This is a genomic window from Chloroflexota bacterium, assembly GCA_014360825.1.
GTDB lineage: Bacteria > Chloroflexota > Anaerolineae > UBA2200 > JACIWT01 > JACIWT01.
Genome location: JACIWT010000003.1, coordinates 27152 through 44944 on the forward strand (window position 1 = coordinate 27152; position 17793 = coordinate 44944).

Consider the following 17793-nt stretch of genomic DNA (forward strand, 5'->3'; position numbering starts at 1 on the left):
AAATCCAGACTAACAGGAGGAAACAGAGAGTATGAAAAAGATACTTGTGATCAGCCTGGCCTTGGTACTGTTGTTGGTTACACCTATGGCGGCCTTTGGGCAAATCACGTACAACACTGGTTTTCAGGTCCAGAATCTGGGCACTGGCATAGCCACTGTTACTATCACGTTCTACAACCAGAACGGCACGGTGGCAGCCACACGCACGGTGACCATTCCCGCGGGCGCCTCGATGACGTTCTTCCCCTTGGCCGATGTGCCTGATGGCTTCAATGGCTCGGTGGTCATTTCGTCTAACGAGCCTATCGCCGCCATTGGCAACGAACTGGGCAATGTCAACCAATACGCATCGAGTTACGCCGGTTTCACCGCAGGTGGAACAGAAGTGTACCTGCCCCTCATCATGCGCAACAACGCTGGGTTCAACACCTGGTTCAACGTCCAGAACGCCGGCACGAGCGATGCCATGGTCACTGTGAGATATACCGCTGGCCCAGCGGGCAACAACTACACCGATCCGACCACCTACACCATCAAGCCCGGCGCGGCGCGCACCTTTGACCAGGCCCCGCTTTCTGCCCTGGGCAGCGTCTTCATCGGTTCGGCCAAGGTTACCTGCACCAACGGCGTACCAATCGTGGCCACGGTCAACCAGGTTGGCACAGGCACGGCCAGGACCATGCTCACGTACAATGGCTTCCTGGGCGGTTCATCCGAGGTTGTGTTGCCGCTCATCAACCACATGAACGCCGGGTACGTGACTGGTGTCTCAATCATGAACATCGGCGCCTCCAGTGCAACTGTTACGCTGGAGTATACGCCCAGCCTGGCGGGCGATCCCGCTACTGAGACCCAAACTATCCCCGCGGGCGGCTCCAAGATCTTCTGCCTGAACTTCCTGACCTCGAGGTTCATTGGCTCGGGCAAGGTCACCAACCCCGAGGGACAGCCGCTGGTTGCTGTCGTGAACCAACTCAATGGCGGTGCCAACAAAGGTGCAGCCTACGGTGGTTTCAACCCTGCCAGCGCCACCGACAAAGTCTCTATGCCACTGATCATGGACCGGAACGCTGGCTTCTTCACCGGCTTCAGCGTGATGAACGCCGGCACGACCACTACGATAATCAACGTCGCTTACTCGGACTCCGCCGTCACGGAGTCGGCCACTCTGGCGCCCGGTCAGGCCTACACATCGATTCAGAATGGCCGCATCGCCAGTGGTTATGTGGGCTCAGCGACGGTGACAGCAAGCGGCGGTGGCAAAATCGTGGCCATCGTGAACGAACTCCACGCCACTCTGGCTGGCGACATGTTCCTGGTCTACGAGGCTTTCAACTACTAAGCATCTCCCCGAACGCCAAGAGGCCACCCTACAGGGTGGCCTCTTTTTCTTCTGTCTCTCCCACCATTGACCCGACGACCATGGTCAGACCGATGAAAAGCCAGAAGGTAGCCACTGCATGGGGGAAATTGAAGTTTAAGAAATAATGGTCGAAAATCCCGCCCACTAAAGCGCCCACGACTGCGGCTTGTAGGCTGATCAGCAATGATGCGATCCCCTCATTCGCGCTCACCGCACGCAGCCAACGAAATGTCTGTGCGAAGAAAAGCACCACGATGAGCGAGAATAATCCCAGACCTACCAAACCCAATTGTTCGGCGATGAGCAAGTACATATTGCTCACCCCCAGATAGATGTCGATGTCTGGCGTGCCTGTGAAACCCACCCCGAGGATGGGGTAGCGAGAGATGAGGATAAACGCATCCTTGTATTCCCCGAAGCGCATCTGGGTGGCCAGGTCCTCCCCTTGTATTCCCTCGACGTAGCGCTGGATGTACCACTGGGTCTGGGGGAGGAATAAGGCGATGAGAGCGATGATGGCCAAGAGAATGAGAAGTCTCCGGTAGCGGAAAACGCCCAGATAAACGAGCCCCAATGCCATTCCTGTGAAGGCTCCGCGAGAGTAGGTCAGCATCATGCACAGGATCATTGTGCCAAGCACAGGAACAGTCAGCAGGTTGATACCCCGCCAGCGCAATCGCCGCCAGGAGAACATAGGCAAGGGCTTTTCGGATACAAGTTGAGGGGCGGTAATAACCGTCACCAAAATCAATAGGCCGCCGAAGACATTAGGGTCGATGGAAGTGGATGTAGCACGCATTGGCAAGTCGGGGTTATCTTCAATAAAACGCAGTACGTCACTGCCTGATGGATAGTGCAGGACACGGAGGACGGATAGCAGCCGTATGGTCAAATCTTGAGGCAGGAAATACAAGACCACGCCGACGAGTGCGGCCATGAAACCCGCCAATATGATGACGCTTACAACCTGTTGCACTTGCTCAGGCTCACGCACAACATTGACAACGACGTAGTACAGGCTGATAGCCAGCAGAAACTCCCCGAACTGACGGGCTACGTTAAGTGTGGGCAAAGCATGAGATAAGCCCGCTAGGAATGATGCAATGGATAGGAGAAGAAACACGAAGATCGGGAGCCCCAAGATTGTTCCACCGAAAGTCTCCTGCCGGCCAGTTGCTATTTTCATCAGCCACACGAAGAACAGCGCCGCAAGAGCGATATCCAAGAGGGTGGGGGTAAAGGGAAAATTGCCGGGCAGGGGGATGGCAGCAAACGGTAGCAGGCAGACTACGGCGACTAGCGCGAATATCCCGAACTGCGTATTGCGCAGTATGAGTCCGCCCGCGACAAGCCCCATGACAAAGACAGCGGTGAGTATCGGGCCCAGGAAAGCCATGACCGCACCACCTATCATCCCCACCACTAAGCAAAAGATGATGGTGGCCACAAGTTTGCGGTTCCCCCTGCTTGTAACTAACCAATCTTCGAGACGTTGTCGAAAGGCGCTGCTTTCCATCCACTAATTTCCCACGACTTCTTCCAAAGGCAATGATAGCACAATGCGAATTCTTAGCCAAAAGGCGTTTGGAATGGATGTGATACTATGGCTGAATTTCCACCGTTCCAAGCAAAATGCGTCGCTCAGGGATGTCACTGCCACCTACCTGCACGGGCAGACGCATACCCGTTGCCTCATTGTACAAACCGACCTCGAGGGTATATACGCCGGGCACAACATCCACGCCGATGGGTAACGCATAATGGTCCACAACGATTTCTCCTGCGATCCAGCCACTCGTGGGTCGTGCCCCATTTTGGGGAACTGTGTCCCGTTGGGCGCGCAGGATACCTGTGGTATCCAGGAGATGCACGAAGCCTTTGTAATCTTCGCCGATGTCCGCCAGCGCTTTCCAATATAATGTAACTTCTAGTACCTCGCCCGATTTGACCGAGGATGTAGCCAGGTCATAGCCCAAAAAGGTGATACTCTCGCCCAATTGTGCCGATATGGGGTGTTGAATGGGGGGCATTTGGAATAGATATTGGCGAGGTTCGACTGGCACATTCAGCAATGACAGATCCTCCCTAAGAACCATAGTGCCATCCCCCCGTTGGAGGTTAATGAATAATGTTCCTTCTCCGGGCGATGCGTTCGGCGCTACAGGTAGGCGGTATGGTACACGCAGCCGCTCTCCCTGTGGCCACGATGTTGTCGGATACTCTAGTCCTGCTACTGGCCATAGCGACTGACCCAATATTTGTCCGTCCTGATCACGCAAAGTGAGCCTAATTTTATAGTCGGTGGAGGGCCTTTCCTGCGCCTCCCAGTACAACCAGACCGTGAGTTTTTGCCCGGCTATGGCGTGGGCCCCAGCCAATGTGTGGCCGACCAATGCCAGTTCTGGCCCTATCATTTCATGCATTGCGTTGGGCGGTGCCAATTCTTCCAACGTCGCCGGCACGGTTGCGGGCCGGACCTTGATCTCTCCCACCAGCCATGCTGTCCCTGTGCCTGTTCCTCCTGTGGTGAACACGTTCAGGCGATGGTTATCGGCTGGGCGATACACGCCCAGGACGAGCCGGTACTTTCCAGGTGGCACACCTGGCATGAGCGCTAGGGTATATGTCCCCTCGGCTTGTGTGCCCAAGACCCAGGCTGATGAAGGGTTCCCATTGGTGTCCAAGATGGGCGCATCAACCTGTGCCCACTTGCGCCCGGCTTCGTCCACTAAGTGCAGAAAAACGTTGTAGTCGCCGTCCAACGCGCCGTCACTGTGCCAGCGCAGGGCAACCCCCAAACTTTGGCGGTACTCCGCACTTGTGGCACTCAGGCCATACGCTTCCAGGCGCAGATGGTCACCAAATGCTATTTCCGCATGGCGGTCTGCCAATAGTGGTTGGAACACTGCTCCCTCACGCAATTGGTACAAGCGCAATCGGGTATGAAGAAAGACGTGTTCTTCCAATAGGAGCGCGTGTGTATCCAACAAACGTAGGAGAGTGGTGTTGCCGTAATCAATCAGCCAGATCCGCTTGCGGTTCTCTGTCCATAGGTTCAATATCTGTGCCAATGCGTTCTCATCAGCGGAGGGAACTGTGTACAAGGCAGCAGGACCCTGGTAGTGCCGGACGATGCGCGATGGTGCGCCTAACAGGATTAGGTCACTGGCGGTGGTTTGCTCTTGTAGGAGGGACAATGCCTCTTGCCCGACGATGTTCGGGTACACCCAGACGTATTCAGTGCCGAAGAGTTGTACGGTGAAAGGCGTCACCTCAGACTCCTTGAATGCCTCTAACAGTGGCGAATGAGTCTGTTCATCAGAAATGTAAAAGAGGACGTAATCTGCGTTGACCAACCCCGCTTCATCTAACGGCAGCGTCTTACCGACAAACCTTGGAGCCACACTCACCACTGCCGCTGTCGCCACACTCGTCTCCGTTGCGTTGGGCAAGGCATTTAGATAAGCGACCGCCTGGTCAATACCCTCCCCCCAACCAACAGGCAAAACCCATCTGGCCTCCGGTAGCCCACCTACGAGAGGGTTATAATAAGCCAGATAATAGGGATGGAGTGGCAGGGCGAGAAGCGCTTGTGTACCAATGAGCGCCAAGACCATTATAGCGTTCGGTAAATGGGCCATTTTCTTCACCCATTGCCCAGCCGCTCCCCAGCCGATCCCAGATAGCATTGCCAGCGCGGGGAAAATGGGCGTCAAGTATCGGTCAAATTTCTTTGCTCCCAGGGTCATGATAAGAACGAAGAGCAAAATGTAGATCAGCAAGGCGCTAACGACCCACCGCTGTTCTTTCTGTTTGGCGAGGTAGAGGGGCGACAAGATCACTCCCAGGAGCGTTAGCGGCGAAAGGCGGAAGAGCAGGGCTATCGGATAGAAAAATATACCCGGGTCAGTGTCTACCTGTTTGCCCATAAAAAAGCCGGCTAAGTGGGGGGTCGAGGCATGATGTGACGCAGTGCCCAACACCATCGTAAGGGCAGTGGCTGGTGATGTCCACATAGCCGGGAAAAGCAGAATAAAGACAAGAGCAGCAGCCAACCCCCAAGTGCCCCAACCCTGGAGCACGAAAAGTGCCCGTTCTCGCCAGGCCATTTTCTCACGCTGAAATACAAAAGCAGTAAGACCCACAAACACTATGAGAAAAGCCGCCGGCGTCTTGGTTAACACGGCTAGTCCGGCCATGGCTCCGGCGAAAAGCATATCGCTGCGAGAGTGTGGAGGTCGCAAGTAGCAGAGGCTGGCAAGTGCCGATAACGCCATGAAAGAAGCGGCCAAGGCATCCACGTGTAGCACACGGGAGAGGGCGATATGAAAGGGCTCAAAAACCAGTAACAAAGTGCCCAGCGACGCTATAGAGTGGCCGAACAAGCGGCGCGATAGGACATAGATACCAACTAAAGTGAGCGAAAGCACAATGGCTATGGCTACTTGCGCGGCAGGCAGGTAGGCGTCAAGGGTTTTCATCGCGGCTGCGTTGTAAGGGTCCAGGCTCGGGGACGAGACAAGCCAATCCCCGGCTTTAAGGGTGGGATGGAGCATGTTCGTTAGCGAAATGGCAAGGCTGCCTATCCACATTGTGGTGATGCCGGGGTGGCCAGCCAGGGCGGTCGCAGCAAAATCACCTCGAGTGAGCGCGCCCAGGAACTTGGCTGAGCGATCAACCCACTTTAGTTCATCCCACGTGATGAAGACCGCCGGCGAGATCGCACGTGTGAGGAGACTTAGAGAAAATAGTCCCAGGCAAATACACCATTCCTGCCAGCGTTCAGTAAGAGTCCGCATGAGCCTTCGCTAACCTAGGTATCCAAGATCCCTTAGCCGGTCGAGAACTTCTTGTTCTTCTTCCGCACTCATGGTGTATTCCGTCATGGCGGGTGCGGGTTCGGTTTTGGAGTATTGTATCGCGTGCGAGAGGCTGTAACCGGGTTCGAATATCTCGGTTAGCACACGCCCGTCCATATCATCAGGCACAGGCACTCCCATGCTATATAAGATCGTAGGTGCAATATCCACTATTCGTGCGCCCGCTACTTGCGTCCCAGCGCGAATATGCCGTCCATGGGCAATGAACACCCCATGTTGTCGATGGCTGCCTGAGTCGCCACGGATCTGCTGTGTGATCACATCGACGCGGCTGGCAAAGAGGGGGAAGGAGATATAGCGGTAGCCGTCCATGACCACATATAAGTCGGGGCTGCGATCGAAGTAGGGGCCAGAGCAAACCTCCTCTTTCCGTAGTATGCGATCCACGATAGGCTTGCCCGTGTGAGGGTCGCGAAGTTCACGTAATGCTGCGATGAGGTATTCTCGTACTGCTTCGTACTCTGCGCCAGGCTCGACAATCCCGTGTGGTTCGCGCCCCTTCAGATTCACATACAATTGGCCAACGTGACCCATTGAATAGGCCTTTGTTCGTGACCAATCCACATCCTCAAACGAGAGAAACCGGCTGATGATGCGGTTGCGCTGTTCTTTAGACACTTTCCAAGTCAGATTCTGCAGGCCCAGGCGCGCGATCCATTCATAGGCGTGCGCCGGGCTCAAGCCCATGCGGAAGGCTGTCCAACGCAGTTGGGTTGTAGGCCTGTTCTTGAGTCTTAATAGGCCCAGCATGAGCAGGTAACTGTTCAAGTTGACAATGTAGTGTAGTGGCCCGAACCCGTGGTCTGACATCACAATGATAGTTACATCGGTGGGGAGTCTTTCCCTCATGAGATTGATCATCCTATCTACAGCCTGATAGACGCGTTGGATGCCACTCTTGAGTTCCTCGGCTGCAGCTGGGTTATGTCGGGGATGGGTTGGGTCCATGAATCTCCACAATGAATGCTGAGCAATGTCGGTCGCCAAGAAGTGCACCATCAGAAAATCCCAAGGCTGTGTCTCCATCACTCGCAGTGCGAAACGCCCCTGGGTTTGTGTTAGGTCGAGCAAATCTTCGATAAGTGCCTCTTCGTCTCCTTCGCGGTACTCTACACGAGGCACGATGCGGTAGCGCCCTAACTCAGCCTCGTATGGCTTGAGGAAGCCAGGTGGATGGCACAGATCGGCATTCGGGGGCGAGAGCAAGCCGGTGATCATAAAGCCGTTCACCGGCGACGGCGGATAAGTTACCGGCACGTTCATGACGCCGACTTTGTACCCCGCCTCCGATAGAATGCCCCAGAGGGTCTTGCCGTCAATGGATGAGGCATTCACTAAAGTGAAATCGCCTTGCTTGTTGCGAATGAAATCGAAGACCCCGTGTTTGCCCGGGTTTTTGCCAGTCATGAAAGACGGCCAGGCTGGGGAGGTTACTGGTGGCATAGTGGATTCCAGCGGCCCACTCACCCCACCCTTTATCAGGTCTGCTAGGGCGGGCAAACTCCCCCTTTCTGCCCAAGGTCGTATCAAGTCTAGGGTGCCCCCATCGATGCCAATGACGAGGACACGGGGTTTGGGTTCGTTCTTCATACTCGCTCTATTCCAGAATCTCCCGTATCACATAAGTGCGTTTGCCCTGCGACTCGTGGTAGGTGCGCACCATTAATTCAGCCAGCAGGCCCATAGTCATGAATTGGATGCCGATCACGATTAAGAGAACTGCCAAAAGCAACAAGGGCCGCTCTCCAATGCTCCGATGGTAAGCGATTTTGAGGATGGAAAGGTACAATCCCAATAAAGAGCCTATTCCAAAAGAGATCATCCCCAGTGTACCAAACAGTTGCATCGGCCGTGCCGAAAAACTGAGCAAGAAGCGAACTGTGAGAAGGTCCAGCAGCACCCGAATGGTGCGCGATAAACCATACTTAGAATGCCCGAACATCCGCGCACGGTGGTTCACTGGCACCTCGGCTACATCCACACCCATCCAGCTCGCCAGAGCGGGTAGGAAGCGGTGCATCTCGCCGTACAGTCGTAGACTCTTCACCACCTGTCGGTCATAAACCTTGAGAGAGCAGCCATAGTCATGCAATTTGACCCCTGTAACCGTGGAGATGAGCCAGTTTGCCACCATAGAGGGCAGGCGACGAGTAAGTAGTGGATCCTTGCGGTTTTTCCGCCAGCCACTGACTACATCGTACCCTTCTTGCATCTTCGCCAGCAGAATAGGAATGTCATGGGGGTCGTTTTGGAGATCGGCGTCAATGGTGATGACCGCGTTTCCGTGGGCGTAATCGAAGCCCGCAGAAAAAGCAGCGGTTTGTCCGAAGTTCCGGCGGAAGCGGATGACCTTGAGGTTGTTGTCCTTGGCATGTAGTTCGCACAGTGTTTCGTAACTGCCATCGGTTGAACCGTCATCCACGACGATGATCTCATAGGGCCGACCCACTGCATCCATCACCTCTTTGAGTTGCTGGTGTAGTGCCGGCAAGCACTGCACTTCATTATACACCGGGATAACGATGGAGAGATCCACGCCGGCTTTGTTATCAGACATGGTTTACTCCTATTGCTGGTTGGTCGCGATCTAGAAACCGCTCTCGCAAAGGGACAGCCCCCGTGAAAAGTAGGTCTTCATGAAACATAGCCCAGATCCCTGAGCCGTTGCATCACTCGCTCTTCATCTTCCTCAGAGTAGTCTTCGCTCTCAGGCCGCTTGGTGCACCCAACCTCTTCGTAGCGAACCGGGTTAGCGCTCATATACTCGGATGCGAATGCTTCACTTAGTACGCGTCCGTCCATATCTGAGGGCACAGGCAATCCCATGGCGTAGAGTAGTGTCGGAGCAAGGTCTATGATCTGTGCACCTTCGATCTTCTTCCCCCGCTGTATTTGCTCTCCGCAGATCATCAGAATGCCGTCCATCTGGTGATGACCGGTCTGCCCGAAACTGGGTTCCAGAATGCGGTTGGAGCCGAAATCGGCATGGCCAAAGGAGACGTACTTGGAGCGGTCCGTGTGCAAGATAATATCCGGCGCGTGAACCAGGCTCTCGCCGTAGTAGATCTCCTCTTTCCGGTAGGCGTATTGGATGACGGCCTCACCAGTCTCGGGATCACGTAGTGCCAACGCCTCGCGGATGATACGATCGCGCAGGGCCTCGTACTCTGCACCGGACCGAACGATGCCCTGTGTTCGCTTACCCGCCAGATTGATGTAGATTTGACCAAAATTGCCGACGGCGAAGGCAGCCGTGTGGCTCCAGTCCACATCATTGAAGGAGAGGAAGACTCGCTTTAACATCTTCACACCACGCCCACGTTTCACGTTCTTGCGCAGCCGGCTCAATCTCAGGAATGTGACCATCTTCAACACGTTCACTGGCGTGAAGCCCAACCTATAAAGAGTATATTTCGCCATGCTGACTGGATTGCGCTTCCAGCGGAGCAAACCCAGGCTGTGCAACCAATTGTTGACGTGGAAAAAATACTGGAAAGGCCCGGCCCCGTGGTCTGACATAATCAATATTAGAGCATCCTCTCCTGCCGCATCTATGAGCTGGCCCAGTGCATGGTCAATATCTGCATAGAAGCCCCAAATTGCCTCATGGTACCGACTGGCTTGCTGTGCGTCGTGTCGGGGATGGCCTGGGTCCAGAAGATGCCAGAGTTCGTGCTGCAGCGTATCCGTCGAACTGAAGACAAATGCAAATAGGTCCCAGGTCTTGTTCTTCATCAAATAAAGCACATGCTTCACTCGGCCCAAATCAAAGTCGCGCATCTCCTGGATAAATTTGAGCACATCGCCCGATCGCTGCGCCTCTGACATAATGAGGGGAAACTCTCCCACCGCATCCCGTAGTTCATACTTGAGGCCATCAGGGTAGGTCCAAGGGCTGTCGAAATTGGGGGCGAGGAAGCAACTGGCTACAAATCCGTTCACGGGACGACTGGCGGGCGGGTAGGTGATGGGCACGTTGACTAACCCCACCTGTCCTCCTGCATCGCTTATGTATTCCCAGAAGGCGCGTCCGGAGCGATAAGTAACATTGGCAACGCAGACCTCGTAACCATCGGGTCTGGGAAATACAAAGTCAAAGAGCCCATGCTTACCCGGATTTTTGCCGGTAGCGAAAGACACCCAAGCGGAGGCCGAAACCGGCGGTATGGTAGTCCTGAGTTTGCCCCACACCCCATTGGCTCGCAATTTCGCCAAGTTGGGAAGCCATCCCTCATCCATCAAGGGCCCCAGGATGTCAAATGTGGCCCCATCCATGCCAATGATGAGAACCTTTCTCAATTTGCTCACCATATCACCTTCTATTTCTCAGCCTCGTTCTGTTTCACTGTTTTGGCCAGGCCTCGTAGTCCCTCGGCTATGTGGAGAAGTCCCCCGATGAGGCCGCCTATCATGCGCATCACATAAAATGCCAGCGACATGGCTATCGAGGCGGCGGTTGACACTCCGGCCTGGCCGAATAAATACACGTAAGCAACCTCTCGCACCCCAAGTCCGTTCAAGGAGATGGGAAGCATGGCGACCAAGTTAATAATAGGTACGAAAATCAGGAAGTAGAACAGGTGAATTCGCACATCCATAGCGAGCGCGATGAGATATCGCACGACGATCAGGGTGGCGTTGAAAAGCAGTGCAATGGCGAGGGCGCGAACAATGGTTTGGCCGTCGTAGGCTTCCATCGAGGCTACAATGCGCTGCACCTGCTGGGTTTCCAGCACTCGGCGGATAAGGGCCCAGCGGCGGCTGATATTAGCCCAGGCTTTGCGGTGGCGCAACAACCATACGCCTCCCAATACAATTGCCCAGAAGGCGATCACAGTCAAACGGATCTCTGGAGAAACAAGCCGGTACGCGAATGGCAGACTTACCAAAGCGATGGCGAAAAGCATCACGATGCCCGTCACTCGGTCCATCACCACACTGGTAGCCGCCGAGATAGTCTCTCCCTTCTCACTCGCTAACATATACATTTTTACCACATCCCCTCCGACGGTGGAGGGTAAGAGGCTGTTAAAGAACCCACCGATGAAATAGAGCACCGTCAATCGTCCCAGTGAAACGTGAACGCCTTGCGAGGCCAGGAGCACCTGCCAGCGCCAGGAACTGATAACCTCGCCAGACAGGAAGAGTGCAAAGGCCAGTAGATAGTAACGACTATCCACCTCCCGGAGAGTGCTGATCAACGAATTGAGCCCTACCCTTGAGAGTAACCAGGCAAGCAAGACAACACTGAGCGCGATCCGTCCCCCTTGCATCCATCTGCGTTTCAAGTTGGAATGGCTTCCGGCAGACATTTCAGTGCTCTCTACCACACCTGGATAGGTGGCAGCAAGATGCTGTCATCCAACGCGTTTCCCTCGGCATCCACCACCCGGAGTCGCTCGACCGCAGGCCAGGTATATAACCCGATACGGAACTGGTAGCGACCAGGAGGCGTATTGTTAGGTACAGGCACTTCGTATCGGTCCTCGATGATCTCCCCTGTTGCCCAGCGCGACGTGGGATATATGCCATCAGTAGGTTGGCGGTCTACCTGAGCCCACCGCGAATCCAGAGCATCAATGAGGTGTACGAACACAACGTAGTCTTCGCTCATTGGCTGTAGTGCACGCCAGCGCAATATCAGGGAGATGGTTTCGCCAGGATGCACTGTCGTAGGCTCCAATTTGTAATCCTCCAAACCTAATTTTCCTTCCCAACTCACTTGGGGCAAGTAGCGCTGGAGTGCGGCTTCGGCGGAGGGCACCATGATCCGCCGGCCCCCATGATAGATTTGGAATGGTTCATAGCGCTGGAAAACCCACTGTGTGAACTCTGATAGCGTCGACAATCGCCCGCTCGACAAAACAATGGCCGACGGTGATGCCACCTCCGTCGCTGCGATAGCCTCTTGGTCTGAAAGGAACCCCGCTTGAATGCGTTTATGGGACGTGTCGCACAGCCAGTTCACCGATTTTCGCCCGGCCTGGAATGCGATGATCGGGTCGTCACAAACCACCCGTGAATCCGGTGGCGTGACTATTTGCAGCACCCTGGCCATCTGAACACTCGTCTCGTCATTGGGAGCAGAAGCCAACGTTTGATTAGCGGCTATCGAATCCGGTAACGTTGTCAGGTAAAAGGCACCAAAGATCAATCCCCCGATTGCCAAGCCGCGTTGCAATAGGTGTAACGAGCCAAAACTGCGCACCATCCGCGTCATCTCACCGATAGCCACGCCCGATAGTACTCCCACTGGGGGCAGCAAAATCGCTGTGTGGTGTGCTAGCCATAACGGCGAGTGTGCCAACAACGATGCCACCGTCAGCGCCAACCAGAGCGGGACTGGCCATGACTCTCTCTTGTGTCGGAGGAACAGTACTACCGTCCCGTAAGCAGCCAATCCCAATAGGGCAGGGTACTGATTCCTCACGTAGTCCCAAAGAGCCATTGCATTGGCTCTCCAATCCAGCGGATAGACCGCCCTGCCAACCCACCACATCCCCCAGATCTGTTCCCACATAGCACGCGGCTCGTACGCGATCAGGCACAAGGACACTGGCAGGGTTATGGAAAGCAGTAAAGTGCCCACGGAGGTTGCCAAATCCAGGTAGGTCGTTCTGCTGTCGGATGGTCGTGCCAGGATAATCGCCACTAATGCCAGGCCAGAAGGCGCCATCACGGGCTTGACCAGCAGACTCAGGGCAAATATCAGACCCGAGAGGACCAACCACCATCGTCTGCCATTCCGAGTATAACGGAATGCCACTGCCAGCGCCAGTGCAGCCAGGCTGGCGGCAGGTAGATCAGTCATGACTGCCCGTGACCATTGGGAGAAGGTAGGTGTAACGGCGATGGCAGCCATGGCGAAGAAGGCTGCTAACCATCCACTGATTTGGTACGCGAGCCACGCCGCCCCGATTAGCCCTAACGTGCCGAAAAGCAGACTCGTCATCCGTCCTGCGGCCACAGTGCGTCCCATGATATCAAATGCAACCGCGATGGCCCTGATGAAAGCGGGTGGATGGGCGGCCCAAACATCGGTGTAAAGGGCGGCACCATCGTGGGTGGTCCATGCCCATTGTAGGTAGACGCCCTCATCGTAATCCCACAACCACCCGCCCAGCCGATTCGCCTGCCAGGCAAAAATCAATGTGAGTGTCACAGCCAGCACGAGTAAACCTACGGCATCCCGCCGAATGGCATATCGCGATGAGTTGGGCGGGGGACCGCTCAAAGTGGCCACTCAGCGCCTCCAATTGGCGAGTTATCCGCCTGCCACGCTATCTGCGCTCGCAGACCTGCCTCTAAATCCACCTTAGGCCGGAAACCCAACATCTCCCTCGCTCTCGTCGTGTCGGCCCAGGTGTGGCGAACGTCGCCGTGTTGAGGTGCTTCGTGGACGATCCGAGGCTCTCGTCCCACGATCTCGCCTATCCGCTGTATCACATGACCGACAGTAACCTGCGACCCGCCACCGATGTTGAGCACTTCGCCTACCAGATCCGATTTCGCTGCCAACAGAGTAGCCTCTACTGCGTCCGCGACGTACGTGAAATCTCGCGTCTGTTCTCCGTCGCCGTAGACAGTCACCTCGTGCCCTGCTGATATCCACCGGATAAAACGGTGGAAGGCCATATCCGGGCGCTGCCGGGGCCCATAGACAGTGAAATACCGCAACGAGATCACAGGCACACCGAAGTTGCGATAATAGAGGTAGCAGAGTTTCTCACACGCTAGTTTCGTCACGCCATAGGGCGAAATCGGCTGCAGGGGGCTTTCCTCGCGCAACGGCAAGTCATCGGAGTCGCCGTACACCGAAGACGACGACGCGAAGACGAATTTTCTCAAAGGGAGACCCTTCGCTGCCTCCAGCAACCGTTGGGTAGCCGCCACGTTACTCTCCAGATAGGCGGAGAAATTCTGACCCCAACTGGCACGCACACCCGCCTGGGCGGCCTGATGAAACACCACCTCAACGCCATTTAGCAATTTCGTCAGATCCACCAGATTTAGATCGCCTTCTATGAATTCGAACCGCGATTCTGTTCGAAGTTTCGCTAAATTGCCCTCCTTGACTGTGCGTGGATAGTAGTCGGTAAAGGAATCCACTCCCCGTACGTTCCAACCATCTGCCACCAATCTTTCAGCCAAGTGCGAGCCAATGAATCCCGCGACACCAGTCACGAGTGCGTTATTTGGCATCCCTTTCTCCACCCTTGTAATACCCGCGTAGACCTTCAATGGCGTAGAGCACGCCACCAATTAACCCTGTGATCCCGTTGATAGCGCCTATAGCCAGGGAGATCGAAATAGCCTTGGCCTCGGGCACACCCGCTTGTCCGAAAAGGTATACATATCCCACTTCGCGAATCCCCCACCCGCTCACTGAGAAAGGCAATACGAGCAGTGTGGAGATCAGTGGCACAAACAATAGAAAATATTTCAAATCCATTTGCACGCCCAGTGAACGAGCCAGGAGTACGTTGATGAAGATGAGCAGGGCGTTGAACGCCACTGAGATAACAGAAGCCTTCTGCAACGCTGTGGAACTATATCCCACCAGGGACTGGTATACTTGGCTTATGGTTTTCCCGCCCCAACGCGGCCGTAAGCGACCAAGCCATGCCCCAATGCCCTTGATCCAACGTCGGTTGGCAAGTGCAAGCAACCCTACCGCTGAACCCACTCCCAGGGCTATGATAAGCATCACGACCCCTGGTGGCACCAGGTGATAACTGAACGGGAGAGCCATGGTGGCCATCGCCAGGAGCGTGAGCAGTCCGGTGGCTCGGTCCCAAAGCACGGAACTCACGGCCAATGCGCTTTTATTGCTTGCCCTCCCCAGTTCATACATTTTGACAATATCCCCGCCTACGCTGGTGGGGAGAAAATTGTTAAAGAAAGTGCCAACGAAAAACAGGTGTACTAGCCGTTGTAAAGGCACGCAAAGCCCTTGGTCCGCCAGCAGCACACTCCAGCGCCAACTACGGACCACCATACCTACCAGCGATAGAAATAGCGCCAGGATGACATATCGCCAGTCCGTGCCCTGCAAGACAACCCATGTCTCCCGCAATCCCGCTGACGAAAGGACGAAAATCAGGAGTGCTACACTGACCACCACGCGGGCCAGGTTCAATAACGTATCACGCATTACAACCCCGATGGCAGAATGTGCCATATCTCGGCATATTATATATCCATATGTCGCGGGGCCGAAACTCCTATTCCATGGGCTGTAGTCTGAGAGCAGAGCAAGCATAGGGCGGCTAGAATGGCCGCCGTGGGATGCCCATTATGTCCTCAGCCGGGCGTCTTGGAAAATCATCTATCTGACGGTGACAATAGCAAGTTCTATGTAGTCGCCCAGAGAACTACCATCCGCGCCTGTGATGTCCAGCCGCTCCCCCGTTTCCAATAGATACATGCCCACTCGCAGGTAGTATATGCCCGCTGGTGCATCGCTCTGTAGAGGGATCACGTATTCGTCGCGCACTACCTCATCGGGTGACCATAGGCTGGTCGGATATTCGCCGCCCAGAGGTTGGGAATCGTGCTGCCCCCAGACTTCTCCGTTGTCATCCTCGATGTGCGTGAACACGGTGTAATCTTTTTCGAGCGGGCGCAGACAACGCCAATACAATGTTAAAGGTACGGTTTCGCCCGCTCGCGCAACGGTGCGATCCAGATCATAGCCAACGAGCGCGATGGAATCACCTAACCTGACATCCGTTGCGTGAGCCGGATGATAGATGGGTGGTGTTTTCTCGATGAGTTTGAGCGTGGCGAGGATGGGGCTACTGACAGGACGACCACTGGCGTCGCGCACGGGCAAGACGCTGTATGTTTCCAGGTCGTATAGGCCGATCTCAACTTGCACCTTGGATGGCGTGATGGCTTCATCAGATATTTGTACAGTGTAAATATCACGGACAATGTCGCCAGGCTGCCAGAGACTGGTGGGATATGTCCCGCGGCCTGGGTAACTATCGTGTTGTCCAATGGGCTGGCGTTTGTGCCCGAACAAGTGTACGAAGACGCTGTAATCTCTGCTCATGGGAGCGAGAGATTGCCAGTACACAGTAATGCGCAGCGAATCGCCAGGGTGTAGAGGAGAGCTCTCTATTTGATAGCCCAACAGGCACATTGCATTATTGTAGGTGTAGCCCACATGTTGCACCGAGGCCGGCACATCCTCCGGGCAGAGGATGGCGGGTCGGGCGTAAGCCGGTTGGATGAAAGCCCATGGGCAGATAGCAGTGATGAAGAAGAGGACCGCCGACAACACAACAAGCAGCCAGCGGTGGTAACGAGCGGACACCCATTCTTCCAGCCCGCGGTACATAAGAATAGCGATGGCTGCACCGGCTGGATAAAGCAGACGCCCTTGGCTGGCGGGCACCAACATGGTCCAGCGGATCAGCCCCGCTCCGATAATCAGCATCCAACTGAAGGTAATGCCTACCTCGCCGCGCATACCCTGTCGTGGCCGGCGCGCCAAAGCCAATCCCAGGCCAGCCACGGCAGCTATCGCAAGCAGGTCGAACGCCAGATACTGCCAACGGTCGACCAAAATCTGAAACCAGCCGAAAAGTGCCCAATAGGACATCCGAAGGCCACGAACTTCACCCCATAGTGCATCGGGCCTTGGCAGGGCAGTCCGCCGCCCGAAGACGTCCAGCATGACGTTGAGGCCGGTGAAGTCGCCGTACAGCGCGAAATTACGCACATACCACCAGCCGGCTAAAGCGAGGGCAATCAGCCCAGCGAGGGCCGCACCAGACAGTACACTAGCCCCCTCTCGCCGCCACAAAGCAATAGTTACCAGAATCGCCAATATCGCCAACCCCAACCCGCTCAGTTTGGCCAATCCTGCCAATCCCACCAACATCCCAAGGGCTATCCAACGCCGCCAAGATGGCCCATGCCGCCAAATGCGAACTAACAGCCAGAGGCCCATTGTGCATAAAGCGATGACGGCATTGTCATTGTTCACGGCACTGCTGATGAAAACGAACTGCGGCGTGAAAGCCAGAAGCATCGCTGCGCCCAAAGCGGTGTATTTTCTTTGCGGAAAAATCTCTCGTGCCAGAAGGTAAGTGAAAAGCACGGTGGTCGAGCCTAGGGCGAGGGAGAATAGTCGCAGGATGTGCACAGCCAGCGGCACGCCATGCCAGGGAAAATCCTCGTCGCGGGTGTGAATGAAGACGTTGATGTTGTCTTCTGTGCCTGGGATACCTACTTTGGCATGTGGGTTCCGCCAGCCCATCCTTTCGATGCTACCCGTTTCGATCCAGAAAGTCAGGGCCGCACCTGCTGCGTAGTACAACGGGGGCTGGCTACCCTCTTGCTTCCATGCCGTCTCGCGGTCAGGACTCTGCACCGGGAGTCCGCCGCCGTCGGCCAGATGCTGGATGTAGGCATAGTGCTCCGACTCATCGGGCGCCTCGAAGACCGGCGTGACCACGCCGTAGGTCAGACCAAGTATCCAAAAGACGAGTATCAGCAGAGCAATGCCCTGGTGTTCACACCAGTGTTTAAATCTCATCT

11 protein-coding genes are annotated in these 17793 nt (G+C 55.3%); 1 reads left to right on the forward strand and 10 read right to left on the reverse strand.

Annotation, left to right across the window (positions count from 1 at the left end; translation table 11 throughout):
• Positions 1-31: 31 nt before the first annotated feature.
• On the forward strand, positions 32-1342 hold the full coding sequence (locus H5T64_02635; GenBank protein MBC7263236.1) for a hypothetical protein: 1311 nt from the start codon (positions 32-34) through the stop codon (positions 1340-1342).
• 28 nt (positions 1343-1370) lie between these two features.
• On the opposite strand, the gene H5T64_02640 is transcribed toward H5T64_02635, so the two are convergent.
• From H5T64_02640 to H5T64_02685, 10 genes are all read right to left on the reverse strand, one after another.
• Positions 1371-2810 carry an O-antigen ligase family protein gene (locus H5T64_02640; protein MBC7263237.1) on the reverse strand — a complete coding sequence of 480 codons (1440 nt, stop codon included), beginning with the start codon at positions 2808-2810 and terminating at the stop codon, positions 1371-1373.
• A 154-nt stretch (positions 2811-2964) separates the two neighbouring features.
• Positions 2965-6162 carry a glycosyltransferase family 39 protein gene (locus H5T64_02645; GenBank protein MBC7263238.1) on the reverse strand — a complete coding sequence of 1066 codons (3198 nt, stop codon included), beginning with the start codon at positions 6160-6162 and terminating at the stop codon, positions 2965-2967.
• 9 nt (positions 6163-6171) lie between these two features.
• Positions 6172-7833, reverse strand: coding sequence for an alkaline phosphatase family protein (locus tag H5T64_02650; protein ID MBC7263239.1), 1662 nt, complete (start codon positions 7831-7833; stop codon positions 6172-6174).
• Positions 7834-7840: 7 nt separating this feature from the next.
• Positions 7841-8800 carry a glycosyltransferase family 2 protein gene (locus tag H5T64_02655; protein MBC7263240.1) on the reverse strand — a complete coding sequence of 320 codons (960 nt, stop codon included), beginning with the start codon at positions 8798-8800 and terminating at the stop codon, positions 7841-7843.
• A gap of 77 nt (positions 8801-8877) precedes the next feature.
• Positions 8878-10554: an alkaline phosphatase family protein gene (locus H5T64_02660; GenBank protein MBC7263241.1), complete on the reverse strand. Its 1677-nt coding sequence runs from the start codon at positions 10552-10554 to the stop codon at positions 8878-8880.
• Positions 10555-10562: 8 nt separating this feature from the next.
• The gene (locus H5T64_02665) at positions 10563-11531 is read right to left on the reverse strand and encodes a flippase-like domain-containing protein (protein ID MBC7263242.1); all 969 of its coding nucleotides are present in this window, start codon (positions 11529-11531) and stop codon (positions 10563-10565) included.
• A gap of 35 nt (positions 11532-11566) precedes the next feature.
• On the reverse strand, positions 11567-13486 hold the full coding sequence (locus tag H5T64_02670) for a glycosyltransferase family 39 protein (GenBank protein ID MBC7263243.1): 1920 nt from the start codon (positions 13484-13486) through the stop codon (positions 11567-11569).
• On the reverse strand, positions 13474-14445 hold the full coding sequence (locus H5T64_02675; GenBank protein ID MBC7263244.1) for a GDP-mannose 4,6-dehydratase: 972 nt from the start codon (positions 14443-14445) through the stop codon (positions 13474-13476). Before H5T64_02675 ends, H5T64_02670 begins: the two co-directional genes overlap by 13 nt.
• Entirely contained in the window at positions 14435-15397 is a 963-nt protein-coding gene (locus tag H5T64_02680) for a flippase-like domain-containing protein (GenBank protein ID MBC7263245.1), read from the reverse strand. The genes H5T64_02675 and H5T64_02680 overlap by 11 nt, the downstream gene beginning before the upstream one ends.
• A 174-nt stretch (positions 15398-15571) precedes the next feature.
• A complete protein-coding gene (locus H5T64_02685; GenBank protein MBC7263246.1) occupies positions 15572-17791 on the reverse strand; it encodes a glycosyltransferase family 39 protein in 2220 nt (739 codons plus the stop codon).
• Between the last annotated feature and the right edge of the window lie 2 nt (positions 17792-17793).

What these genes read in the sequence shown, in the direction of transcription:
- H5T64_02635 (MBC7263236.1), top strand. Translation starts at nt 32, where the DNA reads ATGAAAAAGATACTTGTGATCAGCCTGGCCTTGGTACTGTTGTTGGTT.
- H5T64_02645 (MBC7263238.1), bottom strand. Translation starts at nt 6,162, where the DNA reads ATGCGGACTCTTACTGAACGCTGGCAGGAATGGTGTATTTGCCTGGGA.
- H5T64_02650 (MBC7263239.1), bottom strand. Translation starts at nt 7,833, where the DNA reads ATGAAGAACGAACCCAAACCCCGTGTCCTCGTCATTGGCATCGATGGG.
- H5T64_02655 (MBC7263240.1), bottom strand. Translation starts at nt 8,800, where the DNA reads ATGTCTGATAACAAAGCCGGCGTGGATCTCTCCATCGTTATCCCGGTG.
- H5T64_02660 (MBC7263241.1), bottom strand. Translation starts at nt 10,554, where the DNA reads ATGGTGAGCAAATTGAGAAAGGTTCTCATCATTGGCATGGATGGGGCC.
- H5T64_02675 (MBC7263244.1), bottom strand. Translation starts at nt 14,445, where the DNA reads ATGCCAAATAACGCACTCGTGACTGGTGTCGCGGGATTCATTGGCTCG.
- H5T64_02680 (MBC7263245.1), bottom strand. Translation starts at nt 15,397, where the DNA reads ATGCGTGATACGTTATTGAACCTGGCCCGCGTGGTGGTCAGTGTAGCA.
- H5T64_02685 (MBC7263246.1), bottom strand. Translation starts at nt 17,791, where the DNA reads ATGAGATTTAAACACTGGTGTGAACACCAGGGCATTGCTCTGCTGATA.